We start from the raw sequence: 17,162 nt of genomic DNA on the forward strand, positions 1-17,162 counted from the left end.
ATGCCCGCAAAGCGGCCCCTGCCCGGGATGTATAAATGGGCGGAATCTATCGCCACTGGAGAACGGGACTTATTCCGTCATGTCCAATATAAAAAAATACCCGGCGATAAAGCCGGGTATTCTCAAACAGCAACCCTCGAAAGGTTGTTAAATCTTGAAATCCATCCCTATACCGAATCCGCGGCTGTCGCGATTATAGGTATCACGCCCGTATTCGACAGTCTCGTCATAATCCTGGTATAGCGTGTGGAAGTAGCTCAGGTTCACGCGCATCCAGTCCGTCGCCCAGCAGGCAATGCCAAAACCGAAGCTCGTCGACGAAATATTGATGTTCATGTCGCTGATGTACTCATCCTTGATACCGAAACGCGTCACCTGCAGGCCACCGCTCAGCGTGAAGCGCTTCAAGAAATCCACCTCGATACCGTACAGGAACTCGTTAGTATCGTCCACATGATCTTCCAGATCGCCACTGAAATCGGCCTTGCTGTCGAACCAGTGGTGGTAACCGAAGGCAATGCGCACATTGTCGAGCAGCGCATAGTTCAGGCCCACCGCCAAGAGCGAGGGAATGTCATTGTGGTCCTTCTTGCCGTCGTCGAACTGTTCAAGCGGAGTATCATTCTTCTTGGTATCGTTTTCCATCTCGATGGAAGTGTTATACTCGAACTTCGCGCCAACCGTCAGGCGCTTGTACTTGAAACCGAGGCCTACAATGGGAGTGATTCCCCAGCCGGTCTGTTCCAATTCCAGTTCCATGGACATCTTGTCGTCCATGGTCTCGAACGTTTTCGCAAGCGTCGCGTACTGCGTTTTCTCCTCGGCAGTCTTCGCGTTCTCGGCTAGCGTCGCGAACGTTTCGGAAAGCTTGGAAGCCTCCATCATCTTGCCGTCGGGATTCACGCCGGGAACCCTCGTATTCAGCTGGAGGTTTCCAACGGAGCCGTCATAGCTGTTCATCGCATAGTTGAAGCGTGCGCCCGCATACACGGAGAACATCTTGTTAAATTCGTAAGCGGCACCGAGTGTCGCGCCAAAAATATAGGAGCTCGCCTCGAGCGAAACATCTATGGAACTCGCATCCGTCTTGAGTCCCTTTTCCGTAAGGCCCGCTTCCATCTGCTTCAGCGGCGAATAAGTCAGCGCATAGAAACTCGGAATGCCATCATCGAAGTTCACCTTGCCGCCACCGCCGATAACACCAAAGTGACCGGAAAGTGCAAAGTTGCCCTTGTGCCATGTCACGAGCGCGCTGGGAAGCGAAGGAACGAAGGCCTCGCCCTCGAACTCTTCGCCTTCGTCGAATATCGTGGTTTTTTCCACCGTCGCGCTACGGGTCTGCCAGAATGTCTGGTTGTTGACGGAGATGTACAGGCCATCTTCCATGAAAGCCGTGCCCGACGGGTTCGCATAAGGGGCGTCCACGTCGGTGCTCGCGTCGCGCGCCACGCTACGCTGGAAAAGCACGGACTGGTTGGTGTTGGTATTGAGGCCGCCGGCAAAAGACTCGGCCGCAAAGGAGGCTGCGAGGCACATCGCCAAGGTCGCTTCGTGAAGTCTCATATCCTTTCTCCTATCGGTCAGGATTTTTAGCTGGGCGATAAGGTAGAAAAGGATTTTAAAAGTTTTATTATAATTTGCTTACTTATTTATGTCAGTACGAAACATGTATGATTTTTGTAATACAGGACCCTGGCGGCGGAGCGCTATTCCACCTTGATAAACGTCGTCACCTCTATGGAATCGGATTGTTCTACGCCGTTCTCGTAATGCGTATAACCCAGAGTCCACGTGACCGTCGTATCCGAATCCACACCCGCACTGGTGAAGCTATAACGCCTCTCTTTCACCATCCTCACCGAGGGCCACGTCCGCCACAACATACTTGACCCATCCGAACCCTTTAAGCCTAATACCATCACGATGCCAGGAAGGTCATGAAAATCCAAGTCCGAACAAACCCCTATTGTCACGCCCTTACCTTCCGAACTAAAGTCGAGGGTATCCAAAAGCGAGCGGATTTCCGTAGAATCGAAGGGATGAGCAGACGCATCATAATAGAATTCCGGCGGAATGAAATCGGTTTGACGGTTTTCGGTATAATTGATAAAGGTCGTATCATAGACAAAATGCGTATAGGGCAAATGGAGTGTATCCAAATAGAGCGTATCTACGAGATCTATAAAAACATGTTCCTCACCAACCAGGACGAAGTCCGTCAGAGAATCATATTTTATAAAATCCAAAGGACCACAGCAAAGATCCTCCATAAACACAACATCTCTCTGCGAACAAGAAAAAGCACTGTCCCGAACATCGCAGTCCAATAGCGCAGATTTGCTAAGCACCGTATCGAGTAGCCCGTTTTCGAGCCGATAGACAAAACTCGTATAATGCCGGGTCACAACCTCAGTCGTATCATAGACTGTATCCCTGTAAACCACCAACGTATCCATAAAGAAAACAGTGTCTTTTACCTTAACGGGATCCGTAAATTCATCTTCCTGTTCCTGTACAGAATCACGCACCACCGTGTCGGGAGGCGGCAAAGCCCCCGTATCGGGAAGGGATTGACCTGCCGTATCGAAAGTTCCTGCGGTATCGGCCCCGGCCGACTGGGCAGCATCTTCCTGCAACGATGTCGTCAACAGATCTTCCTGCGAGCAGGCCCAAAACAACGAAACCAGGAGAGACGCTCCCAAAACTACGCCACATCTTTTTACACCAGGAAAATTCATAAAACCTCCTAACAGTGTAAATTTAGTTTATTGTAAAAAGAATAACAGCCTATCTCGGGAAATAACAAAAAAGCGCAATTCCCGTCACCTGTTTTTGCAACCAGGCAAAGGGCAGAGGCTATACACCGCTACCTGATTGGCGACGTCACAACAAACGAAGCGTTTTAAAAAAGGCCCTCTGCAATTTGAGGGCTAGCCACTAGTCAGAACTTGACGAAGACTGCTGTGCCTGCGCACTCGACAGCAAATCTCTACCGCCGCTTGAGCTCGATGATCCAGCCATGGACGGTTTGCCCGGATCCGGCTCATGCGCAACTTCGTAAGTGCTATGCTTGGCATAAGGTGCCGAGTAATCGATATACTTGATATTTTCAAGCTCAGATCCATAACTTATAGCGAAATCAGACCAGCAGAGACAATTGGCAATCTCTTCGACATCAACAAATTTCAAGACCAAGGTGTCCCCAGACATCGTCTTGGATAGGGTTCCTCCCAGCCTTTGGCAGTTATCTACAACATACCACAGCGAACCCGAGAACCTTCCGCTCGAATCCGGCTGCATATACGCCTTGGTGGCAAGCGTCGGCACATTCCCAAAAGGATAATCTGCAAAACATTTCGTTGACACTTGGACATCCAATTCCTGCGGTCCCGAAGACGAAGAAACGACCTCCGCAGACGAACTTGAATTCACAGTAGTCGTATCGCCCGGTTCCGAGCTAGAGGACTCCTCGACGACTTCCGAAGACGACGGAACTTTTTCTGACGAAGAAGATTTCTGTTCAGCTACAGATGACGACGATTTCGCCTCTTCTTTTGATGATGACGACACTCCCTTTGACGAAGAAGATTCCTTGCTTTTCTCCGATGACGAGGAAGCCATTTCCGACGAAGAAGTTTCCTTGCTTTTCTCTGATGACGAGGATGCCTTTTCCGACGAAGAAGACGGAGTTTCTTCTACAGAACTCGAGCTGTCGTGTTCCGGACCTACAGAATTTGAGGATGAAGGCGAATCATCGCCACAAGCTACGAGCGCCAAGGCAAGAGCCGCGCCAAAGACAAACGATTTCTTCATAGGAATTTCCTTCTATTTTACTCACCCCTCATTAAATAATATAGACATTTTTCCGGACGGTTGTTCGTAAAAAATGATTTAATACAAAAGATGGCGGCTCGGAGGCCGCCATGACGTTTTTTAGTCTACTGAAGCGATAAGGCTCCGCCTTACTGACGTGTGAGAGTCTTGTACTTGATGGGCTTCGGGTTATCGGCGTCTTCGCCGAGGCGCTTCTTGCGGTCGGCTTCGTACTCGCTCCAGTTGCCTTCGAACCACACGACCTTGGAATCGCCTTCGTAAGCGAGGATGTGCGTAGCGATGCGGTCCAGGAACCAGCGGTCATGCGAGATAATCACGGCACAGCCTGCGAACTTGAGGATAGCCTGTTCCAGAGCCTGCAACGTTTCGATGTCCAAGTCGTTCGTCGGTTCGTCGAGGAACAAGAGGTTGCCCGGCTTCTGCAGGTTCTTCGCCATGAGCACGCGGTTGCGTTCACCGCCCGAAAGCGTCGTAAGCTTCTTCTGCTGGGCAGCACCGGTAAAGTTGAAGAGTCCGCAGTAGGCGCGGCCGTTCATCTTGCGGTCGCCCACCATGATTTCGTCGTTCCCGCCGGTGATTTCTTCCCACACGGTCTTACTGTCGTCGAGGCTGTCGCGGCCCTGTTCCATGCTGATGATTTCGACAGTTTCGCCAATCTTGAGCGTACCGCCATCGGGCTTTTCCTGGCCCATAATCATCTTGAACAAAGTCGTCTTACCCGCACCGTTCGGGCCGATAATGCCCACAATGCCGGAGCGCGGCAGGTTGAAATTCAAGTCGTCGAACAGCACCTTGTCGCCAAAGGCCTTCTGCAAGTGCTCCGCCTGGATAACGATATCGCCCAAGCGCTTGCCGTTCGCAATGTGAATCTGCGCCACCTTGATCTGTTCGCGAGAATCCTCGGCCAAGAGTTCCTCGTAAGCCTTGAGACGGGCCTTACTCTTGGCCTGGCGCGCTTTCGGGCTCTGCTTGACCCATTCCTGTTCACGAGCCAAACGCTTCTGTCTGTCGGATTCGCCCTTCTCTTCGCCACGGAGGCGTTCGAGTTTCTGGTCAAGCCACTGGGCGTAATTGCCTTCCCAAGGAATGCCGCGACCGCGGTCGATTTCCAGAATCCAGTTCGTCACGTTGTCGAGGAAGTAACGGTCATGGGTCACCAAAATCACGGAGCCCTTGTATTCACGGAGGTGGCGTTCGAGCCAGGCAACCGTTTCGGCATCCAGGTGGTTCGTCGGTTCGTCCAAGAGCAACAAATCCGGTTCTTCGAGGAGCAGGCGGCAGAGGGCCACACGGCGCTTTTCACCGCCGGAGAGGTTCGTCACCGGCCAATCGCCCGGCGGGCAGCGGAGTGCGTCCATTGCAATTTCGATATTGCGGTCGAGGCTCCACAAGTCCTGTGCATCAATGATGTCCTGAAGCTTCGCCTGTTCGTCGAGGAGCTTGTTCATCTCGTCGTCTTCCATGGGTTCGGCGAACTTCATGGAAATCTCGTTGAAGCGGTCGAGCACGGCCTGCTTTTTCGCGACAGCCTGCATCACGTTTTCCTTGACGGTCAGGTTCGGGTCCAGCTGCGGTTCCTGCGGCAGGTAGCCTGCGGTGCGGCCCGGTTCAATCCACGCTTCGCCCTGGAATTCCTTGTCGATGCCCGCCATGATGCGCAACAGCGTAGACTTACCGGCACCGTTCTGGCCGATGATGCCAATCTTTGCGCCATAGTAGAAACTGAGGGAAATATCCTTCAGCACCTCCTTGTTGGGCGGGTACGACTTGGTCATCTTGTACATGTAGAAAACGAATTTTTCTGCTTTATTCTGTTCGGCCATGGGGGCTCCGCGGTTGTGAGGTCGGCACTTCGTGCCTTTGAGGCATGAGAATCTCTAGCCTATCTATTGTTCAAATATTCCAACACCTTGTTCGTGAGGTCGTTTTCCTTTTTCCAGAAAACAACCGCACCGGTAGCACGGTCAACAACCATATCGTAGCCTTCCTGCAAGGCAATTTCGGTAATCGCCTTGCGGATAAGCTGGATAATCGGGGCGCTCACCTTTTCATTTTCGCTGATGAGTTCGCCCTTACGACCGTATACGCGGTCAATGAAATTCTTGAGTTCGGTATCTTTCTTGTTGTATTCGGCTTCGAGCTCGCGCTTCTTTTCGTCGCTGAGCATCAACACCTGCTTGTCGAGCTTTTCCTTGATGGCAGAAAGTTCCTTCTGCAACAGGTTGCCCTGCTGTTCCCACTTGGCCACCTGGCGATCATATTCTTCTTGCGCCTTCTTGGTGCCCTTGTAGCCGTCAAAGATCAGCTTGGAATCCACATGGGCGATACGGAGCCCATCCTCGGCAAAGCCCGTGCACGCAAACAGCATCACGAGCAAAACCACCAGACGACGAATCAAAGATTTTTTCAGCATATCGCCTCCTTAGAATCCCTGGCCGATAACGAAGTTGAATTCCATATCGCCGACTTCGGTGCGCTGCAGGCCACTGTAGGTTTCACCCACATCCATTGGCCATGCAAAGTCGAAGCCGATAATGCCAAGCATCGGTACAATCACACGGAAACCGAAGCCCATATCTTTCTTCAAGCTTGTCGGATCCCATTCGCTGAGCGGGTTACGCGTCGGCTTGGGGACCTTGGTGCGCGGGTCATAGCGTTCACCGAACACGTTACCCGCATCGAAGAAGAACGGCAACAGGTAGAACACCTGCGGCACGATGCCCAGCTGGAGTTCGGCTCCCACGTACTGGAAACTGCGGCCCAGGCGGCGGTAACCGATAGAACCGGAACTATAACCGCGCATCATGCCTTCGTAACCGAGCACACCACCCATCGTGTAAAGCGTACGGTACTGCAGCTGGTCGCCGAAGATGACGCCGTACTCGTTGGTGAGAGCAATGGCGAGACGGTCGCGGAACAGCGGGAACCACCACTTGATAGTGAGTTCGGTCTTGACGAATTCAAAGTCACTGAACAGCTTGCCGTCGGCCCACTGCACGTCGAGTACATAGCGGGATCCTTCCGTGGGGAACTGTGGCAAGTTCTTGTCGTCACGCACCAGTCGGAAGTTCAAGGCCGATTCGACACCAGTGTACACCACGTAGCTGTCGTCGATGTTCGGGCCCTGCTTGTTCATGAGCCAGCTGTAACCGATCTGGCCGTAGAAGTAGTCATCGGGCCACTTGAGACGCTTGCCCAGATAGACGCTACCGCCGTAACGGGTAATATCGGGGTCGTCGTACCTGGACATATTCCACCAGCTATAGCTGAGGCTTGTGCCCAAGGTAATCGGCTTGTCGAACAGCCACGGTTCCTGGAAGCTGATAGCGGCGCTCTTCTTATCTTCACCGTATTCCAGGCTAAGCGAAGCCGCCTGGCCGTTACCCATACAGCAGTTCGGAATAGAGATGCTGGCCGTACCCACGAGACCGTCGCTTTCGCTATAGGACACACCCAGACTGAACTGGCCGGTGCCCGCCTCCTTCTCTTGCACAGTAAAGTCGAGGTCCACATCCTGTTCGCCCACCACCTTGATGTCCGGCGTCACCATGTCAAAGTAGTTGAGCTGCATGATTTCGCGGAAACTACGTTCCAGAGCGGACTGACGGTAGGTGTCGCCCGGATACAGGCGCACTTCGCGGCGAATGACCTTCTCGTTTGTCTTGGTGTTGCCATGGATATGCACCTTGTGGATGCTCGCCGGCAAGCCTTCGCGCATGCGGTAGGTCAGGTTCACGATAGAATCGTTCGTAAAGGTGCGTTCTTCTTCGAACTGCGCAAACAGGTAGCCGTCTTCGCGGTAGGCGTCGAGCAAGGCCTTCTTGGAAGCGTCGTAGACATACTGGTCGAACACCTCGCCACTATCCAGGCGGAAGGCATAATTCAGAATACCGTCGTTCAAGACCTCGTTGCCCGAGAAGTGCAGAGAGCCCATGTAGTAACGGCGGCCTTCGATCATCGAGATATGGATACGCACGTCGCTCGACGTCTTGATTTCGTCGTACTTGTTCAATGCGGGGAACATGTCTTCGAGCATGTAACGCACCAGGAGCTTTTCTTCGTAATGCGACAGCTTCTTCTTGTCCCTCAGTTCGTAAATTTTCGGATTGTTGAACTTGCGGCCAGCCACGATCTTGAGCCATTCCTTGCGGGACTTCTCGTAGCGGATAATGTCGTTCAACGCCTTCAGGGCGTCTTCTTCGGACTTGACCTGCGGTAGCGGACGGGACACGTAACCGTGGGCGCCCACACGTTCCTTGCGGTAATAATGGGTCACTTCCATGGTAGGCTTGCCGGCCATCTTGTAAAGGGCCGTAGCGGAATCACCCATCGCGCGGTTCAACTGATCGTAAAGGACCTTCAGGTCGTTGCCGACCGGGACCATGCGTCCAAGATAGAACAGGCAAGAAGAATCCGGCATGTATTCGGCATAATATTCCGTCAGTTCCGCATCGAGATAGCCAAAATGGCGAATGGCATTCAGCACCGTATCGCGGTCAGCCTCGAACACGGCTTCCTTGAATTCGCCACCGCCCCACCACTGGTCCATCTTGGTGAGCATATGTTCCTTGATATCTTCGGCGGGCACGTGATCGTTGCCCTTGATAACGAATTCACGGACCTTCACCTTGCCGCCTTCGCGGATAATGAACGTGACCTTGTTCATGTTCTCGTCAGTCGGTTCTTCCCTGTAGCCGACTTCGGCAAGGAGATAGCCCTCGGAATGGTAGTAATCGAGCAAGGCCTGACGATCGCGCTCCAGCTGGCTCTTGCTATACACCTGCCCCGAAACCATGCGGATTTTTAGGCGCAGGTCCTCTTCGGCAATCTCGTCACAGCCGTCCAGGATAGCGGTATCCAGGGCAGGCAGTTCCTTGATTTTGAAAATCAGGTCGACATCGGTGCCGTTGTCCAAATAATCGATCCACGCCGTAACGTCGTCAAAAAGGCCCGATTCGTAAAGTCCCGTCACGGCCCTCTGGACCTTGTCTGTAAGCGCTGTCGGGGAGTAGCTCTGGCCAGCACGAATGCCGATTCGGCTCAAGACGGAACGCTGGTCCATGTTCCGATTGCCTTCAACCTTGACCTGGTTGATTTTATTTTCGGCCATATAATCTTGCGACAGTTGGGACATGTCTAGGAGCTGAGCCTGAACGACACCAACAAATACGAGCAACAAAGTAATCAGACGATAGCGCAGAATAAACCTACCTATAAATGCAAAAAAAATTAAAATACCGACCAAAAATACAAAAAATACGGCAGAGCAGCCCACCCTCAGATTATAAAAGCATGTCACATTCCGCGATTACCTTATTACACGCCGTGTAAAACGTTCACTCTGCCCCTTTTGCAAAAAAAAGAAAAACATCATTTGGGCACTCTTGATTTTTTCGAAATAATTATATATTCATAGGCGCAAAATTTAACGAAAAGGAACCCCTATGCGTTCAACCGCCTGGAATGACGAAGAAAACAAGGTCCTGCCCGAAATGGCCCTGGACTTCATGCCCGAAGAAAAATTGCGCGACCTGCAACTGCAGCGTATGCGCGCCACCGTGAAACTCGCCTACGAGAAGGTCCCGCTGTTCCGCAGCCGCATGGACGAGAAGGGACTCAAGCCCGAAGACATCAAGACCCTCAAGGACGTGGCTAAGCTCCCCTTCACCATGAAGAAGGATTTGCGCGACACCTACCCGTATGGCCTGTTCGCCGTCGACCTGAGCGAAGTCGTTCGCCTGCATGCAAGTTCCGGTACCACGGGTAAGCCCATCGTGGTCGGCTACACCAAGGAAGACATGGACGTGTGGGCCCAGGTCGTGAAGCGCGGCCTACTCGCCTGCGGGTTCCGCAGCACCGATATTGTGCAGAACTTCTACGGCTACGGCCTCTTTACCGGCGGCCTTGGCATCCACGGCGGCTTTGAAGCCCTCGGTGCGACCGTCATTCCTATCAGCGGCGGCAATACCGAACGCCAGGTGATGCTCATGAAGGATTTCGGCGTCACCGCGGTGGGCGGAACGCCGAGTTACTTTGTCCGCATTATCGACGTCGCAGAGAAGATGGGCGTCAACATCCGTGATTTGAAGGTCAAGCGCGGTATCTTCGGGGCTGAACCCTGGAGCGACGGCATGCGCGACTACATCGAAGAAAAGACGGGCATCAAGGCTTACGACATCTACGGCCTTTCCGAAATCGTGGGCCCGGGCGTGGGCTGCGAATGCGAGTGCCGCGACGGCATCCATATCTTCGAAGACCACTTCTACCCCGAAATCGTCGACCCCGAAACGCTTGAACCGCTGCCGGACGGCGAAGAGGGTGAACTCGTGCTTTCTACACTCAGCAAGAAGGCCATGCCCATCATCCGCTATCGCACCCGCGACATCACCGCCATCGAAAAGACCAAGTGCAAGTGCGGCCGTACCATCCGCCGTATCCGCCGCATCGGCCGCCGCAGCGACGACATGATTATCATGCGCGGCGTGAACGTGTTCCCGAGTCAGATCGAGACGGCCCTCCTCCGCGCGGAGAAGGCTTTGCCGCACTACCAGATCGTGCTCGACACCAAGAACAACATGGACACGCTCGAGGTCAAGGTGGAAGTCTCCCGCGACATGGTGAGCGACTCCATGAGCGCCATGGAACAGCTGAACAAGAAGTTCAAGCACTCCATCGAGCAGATTCTCGGCATTTCCGTCATTGTCACGCTGTGCGAACCCGATTCGCTGCCGCGTAGCGAAGGCAAGGCCAAGAGAGTTATCGACAACCGCAAGAAGATGTAAGGAGGTCCAACATGAAGATTCCGCAAGTATCCGTTTTCGTTTCCAACCGTCCGGGCCGTCTCCAGGCGGTGTGCCGCTCGCTTGCCGACGCCGGCGTGAACCTCCTTTCGCTCACGCTTGCCGACTCCGGCGAATTCGGGCTCATCCGCCTTATCGTGAGTGACCCGGAAAAGGCAGTGGACGTGCTCGCCAAGGCAGGCCTCAGCGCCACCATCACCGACGTGGTCGCCTGCCCCGTGAACGCCGCCATCGGTGGCCTCGCCGAACTGCTCTCCACCGCGGTAGGGAGCCAGCAAATCGACTACATGTACGCCTACCCCTCCACCCTGAACGGCAGCAACATCATGATTCTGCGCTTCCAGGACGTGGACAAGGCCATCGAAGCCCTGAAGGCGACGAACTTCAAGGCCATCAGCAAGGAAGAACTGCTGGGGTAAAAGGCTTAAAACTGCGTCTTTCATAAAACGCCGGGCTTTTGCCCGGCGCTTTTTTGTTGGAAATAGAGTATTTTAAGAAATGAAATGAGCCATAAGATTGAAACAACGACAACCCTATTTTTCGCCCTCGCCCTCGCCTGCACGGCGTGGGCAGAACCGCTGTTTATCGGCTATTACCCCGACTGGGGAAAATGGCACAAGCCCGCCTACACCGTAGACAAGGTGCCATACGAAAAGCTGACTCACGTGCTGTGGAGTTTTATCACGCCGGATACCGACGGCAGCTTGCGTGGCGACGCCGCAGACGACCCGAGCGCTCTCGACGAAATGGTCGCACTCGGACATGCCGCAGGAACAAAGGTCATCGTATCGCTCGGCGGTGGCGGACAGAGCGAAAACTTCGTACCCGTCGCATCGAATGACGCACTCCGCCAAAAGTTTGTGGCGAACCTCGTGCAGTTCGTCGCCGACCACAACCTGGACGGCCTCGACATGGACTGGGAATGGGAATACAATCCTGTGCCCGACGCCGACACCATCGCCTACAACAAGCTGCTCACCGAGCTCCGCGCGGCACTCCCCGAAGGCAAGACGCTCTCGGCTGCGCTCCCGTGCTCGCAGTATTACGGAAAATACTTCACGCCCGAAGTCCTCATTGCAAATCTGGACTGGTTCGGGTTCATGACCTACGACATCACCGGCGACTGGGACGAAAAGGCCATGTTCGATTCGCCGCTCTACCCGCACGAAGGCTACACCACCTGGTCGTGGGAACAGACACGCGACTACTGGAAAAAACGCGGCGTTCCCACCGAAAAGATGGTCTTCGGCATTCCCTCCTTCGGGTTTGAATTCAAGGGCGCCACGGGCCCCGGCACCGATTTCACCAAGGGAACGGCAAAGCAGGTCCCGTACAAGGACATTGTCACGAATTCCGAATGGGAATTCTTTTTCGACAGCGTCTCCATGTCACCTTACGGCGTATCTTCGACCGGCTACGTGACCTTCGAAGACCCGCATTCCTCTGCCGTCAAGAGCCGCTGGGTCAAGGACAACGGTTACGCGGGCATCATGGTGTGGGAAGTCTCGCACGACTACATCGAAGGCACCGGGAACCCGATTCTCGACAGCATCGCGGTCGTGCTGCGCGACGGTTCCACAACCGCAATTCTTAACGCCCGCAAGGTCCGCGCCTCACAGCAACTTCGCCAGCAAAACGCCACCGGCAAGCAGGTAGACGCCCTCGGCAAAAGCGTGAAAGGCAAACCGAAGTTTATCCGTATTTTCGAACCTTAAAAGATTCATTTTTTACTTGACTTAAGCCATTCAACACGATAGATTTAGAGTAACGGGTATTCCCGACAGGAGTGTGTATGGTGAAAAACTTGATAATCGCAGGTAGCGCGGTTGCCTTTTTGGCAACAGCGGCATTCGCGGCGGACCGTTCCGTTGCCCTCAACAAAGAAATCGAGACGCTTGAGCCCATGAAGGGCATCGTGTTCTGGCCCGACCAGGCGAAAGACCAGAAGGACCTTCAAAAATCCATCTCGCTCGAATTCTCGTACTGCCTCCCCTGCGCCGTGGTGAAGGGCAAGACCGACGACAAGATTGACTACGACTGGAGCAGTTTCGAAAAGATGCTCGACGACATCAAGAGCCGCGGGCACCAGGCCATCGTGCGTTTCCGCATCGAGTACCCAAGCGAGACTATCACGAACGCATCGGGCTGCACCGAGAATGTAAAGGGCGCCACCGCAGTCCCCAACTACATCAAGGCGAACAAGTCCTACACCGAGACGTATTCCGAAGACCCGGGCGGCGACGGCCCCACCTACTATGCCGACTGGAGCAACAAGGAACTCCTGTGGTTCTACAAGCAGTTCTACACCGACTTTGCCGCGAAATACGACAACGACCCGCGTATCGCATTCGTGCAGGCGGGTTTCGGGCACTGGGGCGAATATCATATTTACGGCACCAAGCTCAATTTCGGAGTCAACTTCGCTACCAAGGATTACCAGGCCGAATTCCTGACGCATCTTGATAGTTTGTTCAAAGAGACCCCGTGGAGCATCTCCATCGATGCGGCAGACAACAACTACACGCCCGTCGCAGGCAACAAGACCCTGCTCGGGCTCAATTTCGGGCTGTTCGACGATTCCTTCATGCACAAGGAACACGACATTTCGCAGGGCAACGGCGACAACGAGCGTAACTGGCGCGACCTGGGTACGGACCGCTGGAAAACCGCTCCCGCCGGCGGTGAAATCAGCTACTACGAAGACAAGGACCAGCACGAGTTCCTGAACCCGGCAGGCCTTTACGGCGTCACATGGGAAGATGCCGCCGCCAAGTACCACATGACGTATGTAATCGGCAACGACGCACCCGAAGGCAAGTACGCCACCAAGGACCGCGTGTACGAGGCCAGTTCCTATGCGGGCTACAAGTTCGAAATCACAGGTTACGCGGTCAACAAGGTGTCTGCCGCTGTCCGCGTGAAAAACATCGGCATCGCCCCGCTGTACCACAACGCCTACGTGACCGTGAACGGCGTACGCAGCGAGAAATCGCTCAAGGGACTCCTCCCCGGCGAAGAAGCGACCTTCACCGTCGCGGGCCTCACAATCGGCGACAGCGAAACGCCCGAACTCACCATCACCGGCGACAAGCTTTTGAAAGACGCGACCATTCCCTACAAGGCGAGCCTCAGTGCAAACGCCGAAATCATCGCGGGCCTGCTCGATGAAGGCGGAACCACAGGCATCGCAGGCGCGCGCAGTTTAACCCCCGACAAAGGCAAGGACGCGAGCAATTTCGGCAAATCCCGTGCCAAAACCGACTTGAAGGGCCGCAGCGTCCAGAGCAAGGCCGCTCGCGGGGCGTATTATCCGTTGGTGAAATAGTCTAGTACAATAAGTGTCATAAAACAACAATTATTGTGCATCGGATAAGTTTCAACTTAGCCGGAATCGGCAAAAAGGGCTATATTTTTTCATATGAAAAAAATCTCTCTTTTGACGACATTGAGCATTGCTGCCATGATTGCAGCGTGCGGAGACAACGGAAGCAGCGCAGATGATGTTGACAACATTGACAACGTTGACAATGTTTCTAGCGGCAATGAACCGGCAACTCTTAGTTCCGGGGTCAACCCGACATCTTCCAGCGCCGGGATTTCTTCTACAGACACGTCCTCTACAGGTTCATCAAGCAGTATTGTTTCCTCGGAATCTTCCGTACTCCAGGAACCAAAGGACTCCTTTACGGATTCCCGCGACGGGAAAAGCTACAAGCTCGTTAAAATCGGCGACCAAACCTGGATGGCAGAAAACCTCCACTTTGCCGACAGCCTTATCTACGTCTTCGATGACGCCCAAAAGGTATGCCCCGAAAACTTCCACCTGCCCAGCATGGAGGAATTCCAGGAACTTATAGACTTTGTGGGCGGATTTGCCGTGGCAGCCAAGGCCCTCAAAAGCACTTCGGGGTGGCCTAACGGCGAACTTGGGGATTGGAACGGCACAGATGAATTTGGATTTAACGCAATACCCATCGATAGCGGTGACGGCGGTACCGACGAAAACTTCTGGACAACCACCCACGATTATCATAGGTACAGCACGGGGATGATGTTGAAAATCAACCCTTATCCCACATCTAAATACCGCTGTAGCCAGTCCGCCGATAGCGCCTGCTTCCTGAATGCAGAACCGGATACAAAGCTTTCAGTCCGCTGCCTTAGCAACATTTCTAGTTGTGGCCCCGTCGCCTACAACAACCGCACCCATTTCTGCCAGAACAGTACAGTCCATCCCCTTTGCAGGGGGCGCAAATACGACAGCGGCACTTATGTCTGCAGGGACCAGCAGCTGTATAGCATAGCAACAGACAGTATCTACAAATACTCCTGGGTTTGGCTCAACCCCGAAAAGGAATACGGCATTTTCCAGGATCCTCGCGACAATCAATTCTACAAGACTATCGTCATCGACACCCTTGTCTGGATGGCCGAACACTTGAACTACGCCTCCGAAGGTTCCGTCTGCTTCGAAAACGATTCCATGTACTGCGATCTTTACGGACGCATGTATACCAAAGCTCAGGCCAGAAATGGCAAAAAGCCTACAGACTACGATGAAAACATCCAGGGCATCTGTCCCGACGGCTGGCGCCTGCCAACAATGGATGAGTTCAGTGCCGCGATCGGCGACAAACGCCCCCAAGAAACCATTTATGCAAAAATTATCGGCTACGATACAAACCATGAAATGTACAACCATCAAAATACTACCGGGCTTAGCTTCGTATACGGGGGCATCCACGAAACAAGACCCAATTCTTACAGGCCCGAGTGGGACGGTTTGAACATAGAGGGTGGCATTATCGGTTCCGACTTCTCACTCGATGTCTACTACCACTACTTTGACGGTAGTAGCTGGAGCATTGATTCGACACAGGCCATAAACGTTCGTTGCGTAAAAAAACTATAATGCGCAACTCTATATTTTAAGGAAAAATGCACATGTAGGCGCCCTTTTGGGGCGCCTTTTGCATAACATGACCATGCCAAAGCAATAGGTCACTTTGCCGTAGAGCCTGCCTTTTTCTATCTTTGGGCGCACTATGGAAACTCGTTACAATTCTAAAGATGTGGAAGCCCGATGGCATAAGACCTGGGCTGAGAATAACAGTTTTGCACCCAGCGGAAAGGGCGAACCGTTCTCGGTCGTGATTCCGCCCCCGAACGTTACCGGCGCGCTCCATCTGGGACACGCGCTCAACGATACGCTCCAGGACATTTTGGTACGCTACCGCCGTAAGACGGGCCGCGACACGCTGTGGATTCCGGGTACGGACCACGCGGGCATTGCCACGCAGGCAGTCGTCGAAAAGCGCCTTTTCCAGGACGAACACAAGACCCGCCACGACATCGGCCGCGACGCGCTGGTGGAACGCATCTGGAAGTGGAAGGACGAATACGAAGCCCGTATCACGAAGCAACTCAAGAGCCTCGGCGTCAGCTGCGACTGGAGCCGTCAGCGCTTCACGCTGGACCCGGTCTGCGCAAAGGCCGTACGTCACGCCTTCTTCAACCTGTTCAAGAAAGGCCTGATTTACCGTGGCAAGCGCCTGGTGAACTGGGATACCAAGCTCCAGACCGCCGTTGCCGACGATGAAATCTACTACGAACACGTGAAGGGCCACTTCTGGACGTTCAAGTACCCCCTGGCCGACGGTTCGGGATTTATCCCCGTTTCGACGACCCGTCCGGAAACGATCATGGGCGATACCGCCCTCGCCGTGCACCCGAACGACGAACGCTATGCGCAGTACATCGGCAAGATGCTGAAGGTGCCGTTCGTTGACCGCGAAATTCCGGTGATTGCCGACGCTATCTTGGTGGACAAGGACTTCGGTACGGGTTCCGTGAAGGTGACGCCCGCACACGACCCCAACGACTATGCGACGGGCCTGCGTCACAAGCTCCCGATGATCAACATCATGAACGACGACGGCAGCCTGAACGAGAACGCCGGCAAGTTCCAGGGTCTCAAGGGCCAGGCCGCACGCGACGCCGTGGTGGCTGGTCTCGAAGAACTCGGACTTTTGATCAAGGTGGAAGACCACGAAATGGACGTGGGCCACTCCGACCGCAGTAAGACCGTTATCGAGCCGTACCTCAGCGACCAGTGGTTCGTGAAGATGGACGTGCTCGCCGAAAACGCGATGAACGCCGTGAAGTCGGGCGAAATCAAGATTATCCCCGAACGCTACGCCAACAAGTACCTGGACTGGCTCGCCGAAAAGCGCGACTGGTGCATCAGCCGTCAGCTCTGGTGGGGCCACCGCATTCCTATCTGGCACACGGACGCAAGCGAAGACGAACTGAAGGCCGCATTTGCCGGCCGCGACGACATCTTCTTCTACAAGGCCGAAAACGGCGGCTACCTGGTGTGTAGCCAGGAAGAAGACCTCAAGGAAGACGCAGTTCCGGGCCGCGTGCTCAAGCAGGAAGAAGACGTGCTCGACACGTGGTTCTCCAGTGGACTCTGGCCGCATTCTACCATGGGCTGGCCGGACAACACCGACACGCTCAAGCGCTACT

General features: G+C 54.0%; 12 protein-coding genes. 6 read left to right on the forward strand and 6 right to left on the reverse strand.

The genetic code is table 11. The features are described from left to right. Window positions 1-147 precede the first annotated feature (147 nt). From B3M32_RS05755 to B3M32_RS05780, 6 genes are all read right to left on the reverse strand, one after another. Entirely contained in the window at window positions 148-1,563 is a 1,416-nt protein-coding gene (locus B3M32_RS05755) for a hypothetical protein (protein ID WP_290744144.1), read from the reverse strand. Window positions 1,564-1,706: 143 nt separating this feature from the next. Continuing rightward, window positions 1,707-2,738, reverse strand: coding sequence for a hypothetical protein (locus tag B3M32_RS05760; RefSeq protein ID WP_290744145.1), 1,032 nt, complete (start codon window positions 2,736-2,738; stop codon window positions 1,707-1,709). Window positions 2,739-2,937: 199 nt separating this feature from the next. Continuing rightward, entirely contained in the window at window positions 2,938-3,813 is an 876-nt protein-coding gene (locus B3M32_RS05765) for a hypothetical protein (protein WP_290744147.1), read from the reverse strand. 149 nt (window positions 3,814-3,962) lie between these two features. After that, on the reverse strand, window positions 3,963-5,657 hold the full coding sequence (gene ettA, locus B3M32_RS05770) for an energy-dependent translational throttle protein EttA (RefSeq protein ID WP_290744148.1): 1,695 nt from the start codon (window positions 5,655-5,657) through the stop codon (window positions 3,963-3,965). Window positions 5,658-5,716: 59 nt separating this feature from the next. Further along, window positions 5,717-6,247 (reverse strand): OmpH family outer membrane protein, encoded by a 531-nt coding sequence (locus tag B3M32_RS05775; protein ID WP_290744149.1) that lies wholly within the window; start codon window positions 6,245-6,247, stop codon window positions 5,717-5,719. Window positions 6,248-6,256: 9 nt separating this feature from the next. Further along, entirely contained in the window at window positions 6,257-8,944 is a 2,688-nt protein-coding gene (locus B3M32_RS05780) for a BamA/OMP85 family outer membrane protein (RefSeq protein ID WP_290744150.1), read from the reverse strand. Between the two features lie 334 nt (window positions 8,945-9,278). Here B3M32_RS05780 and B3M32_RS05785 point away from each other — a divergent pair, with 334 nt between their 5' ends. The 6 genes from B3M32_RS05785 to B3M32_RS05810 form a co-directional block, all read left to right on the forward strand. Continuing rightward, window positions 9,279-10,616, forward strand: a complete 1,338-nt coding sequence (locus B3M32_RS05785; RefSeq protein WP_290744151.1) for a phenylacetate--CoA ligase family protein — start codon at window positions 9,279-9,281, stop codon at window positions 10,614-10,616. A gap of 11 nt (window positions 10,617-10,627) precedes the next feature. Next, window positions 10,628-11,053, forward strand: a complete 426-nt coding sequence (locus tag B3M32_RS05790) for an ACT domain-containing protein (protein ID WP_173379659.1) — start codon at window positions 10,628-10,630, stop codon at window positions 11,051-11,053. Window positions 11,054-11,137: 84 nt separating this feature from the next. Beyond that, entirely contained in the window at window positions 11,138-12,349 is a 1,212-nt protein-coding gene (locus B3M32_RS05795) for a glycoside hydrolase family 18 protein (RefSeq protein WP_290744153.1), read from the forward strand. Window positions 12,350-12,426: 77 nt separating this feature from the next. Next, a complete protein-coding gene (locus B3M32_RS05800) occupies window positions 12,427-13,959 on the forward strand; it encodes a hypothetical protein (protein WP_290744154.1) in 1,533 nt (510 codons plus the stop codon). A gap of 93 nt (window positions 13,960-14,052) precedes the next feature. Beyond that, window positions 14,053-15,546, forward strand: coding sequence for an FISUMP domain-containing protein (locus tag B3M32_RS05805; protein ID WP_290744155.1), 1,494 nt, complete (start codon window positions 14,053-14,055; stop codon window positions 15,544-15,546). Window positions 15,547-15,679: 133 nt separating this feature from the next. Next, window positions 15,680-17,162: valine--tRNA ligase (locus B3M32_RS05810; protein WP_290744156.1), on the forward strand; the 1,483-nt coding region annotated here is incomplete at its 3' end.

This window comes from Fibrobacter sp. UBA4309 (genome assembly GCF_002395745.1).
Lineage (GTDB): Bacteria > Fibrobacterota > Fibrobacteria > Fibrobacterales > Fibrobacteraceae > Fibrobacter.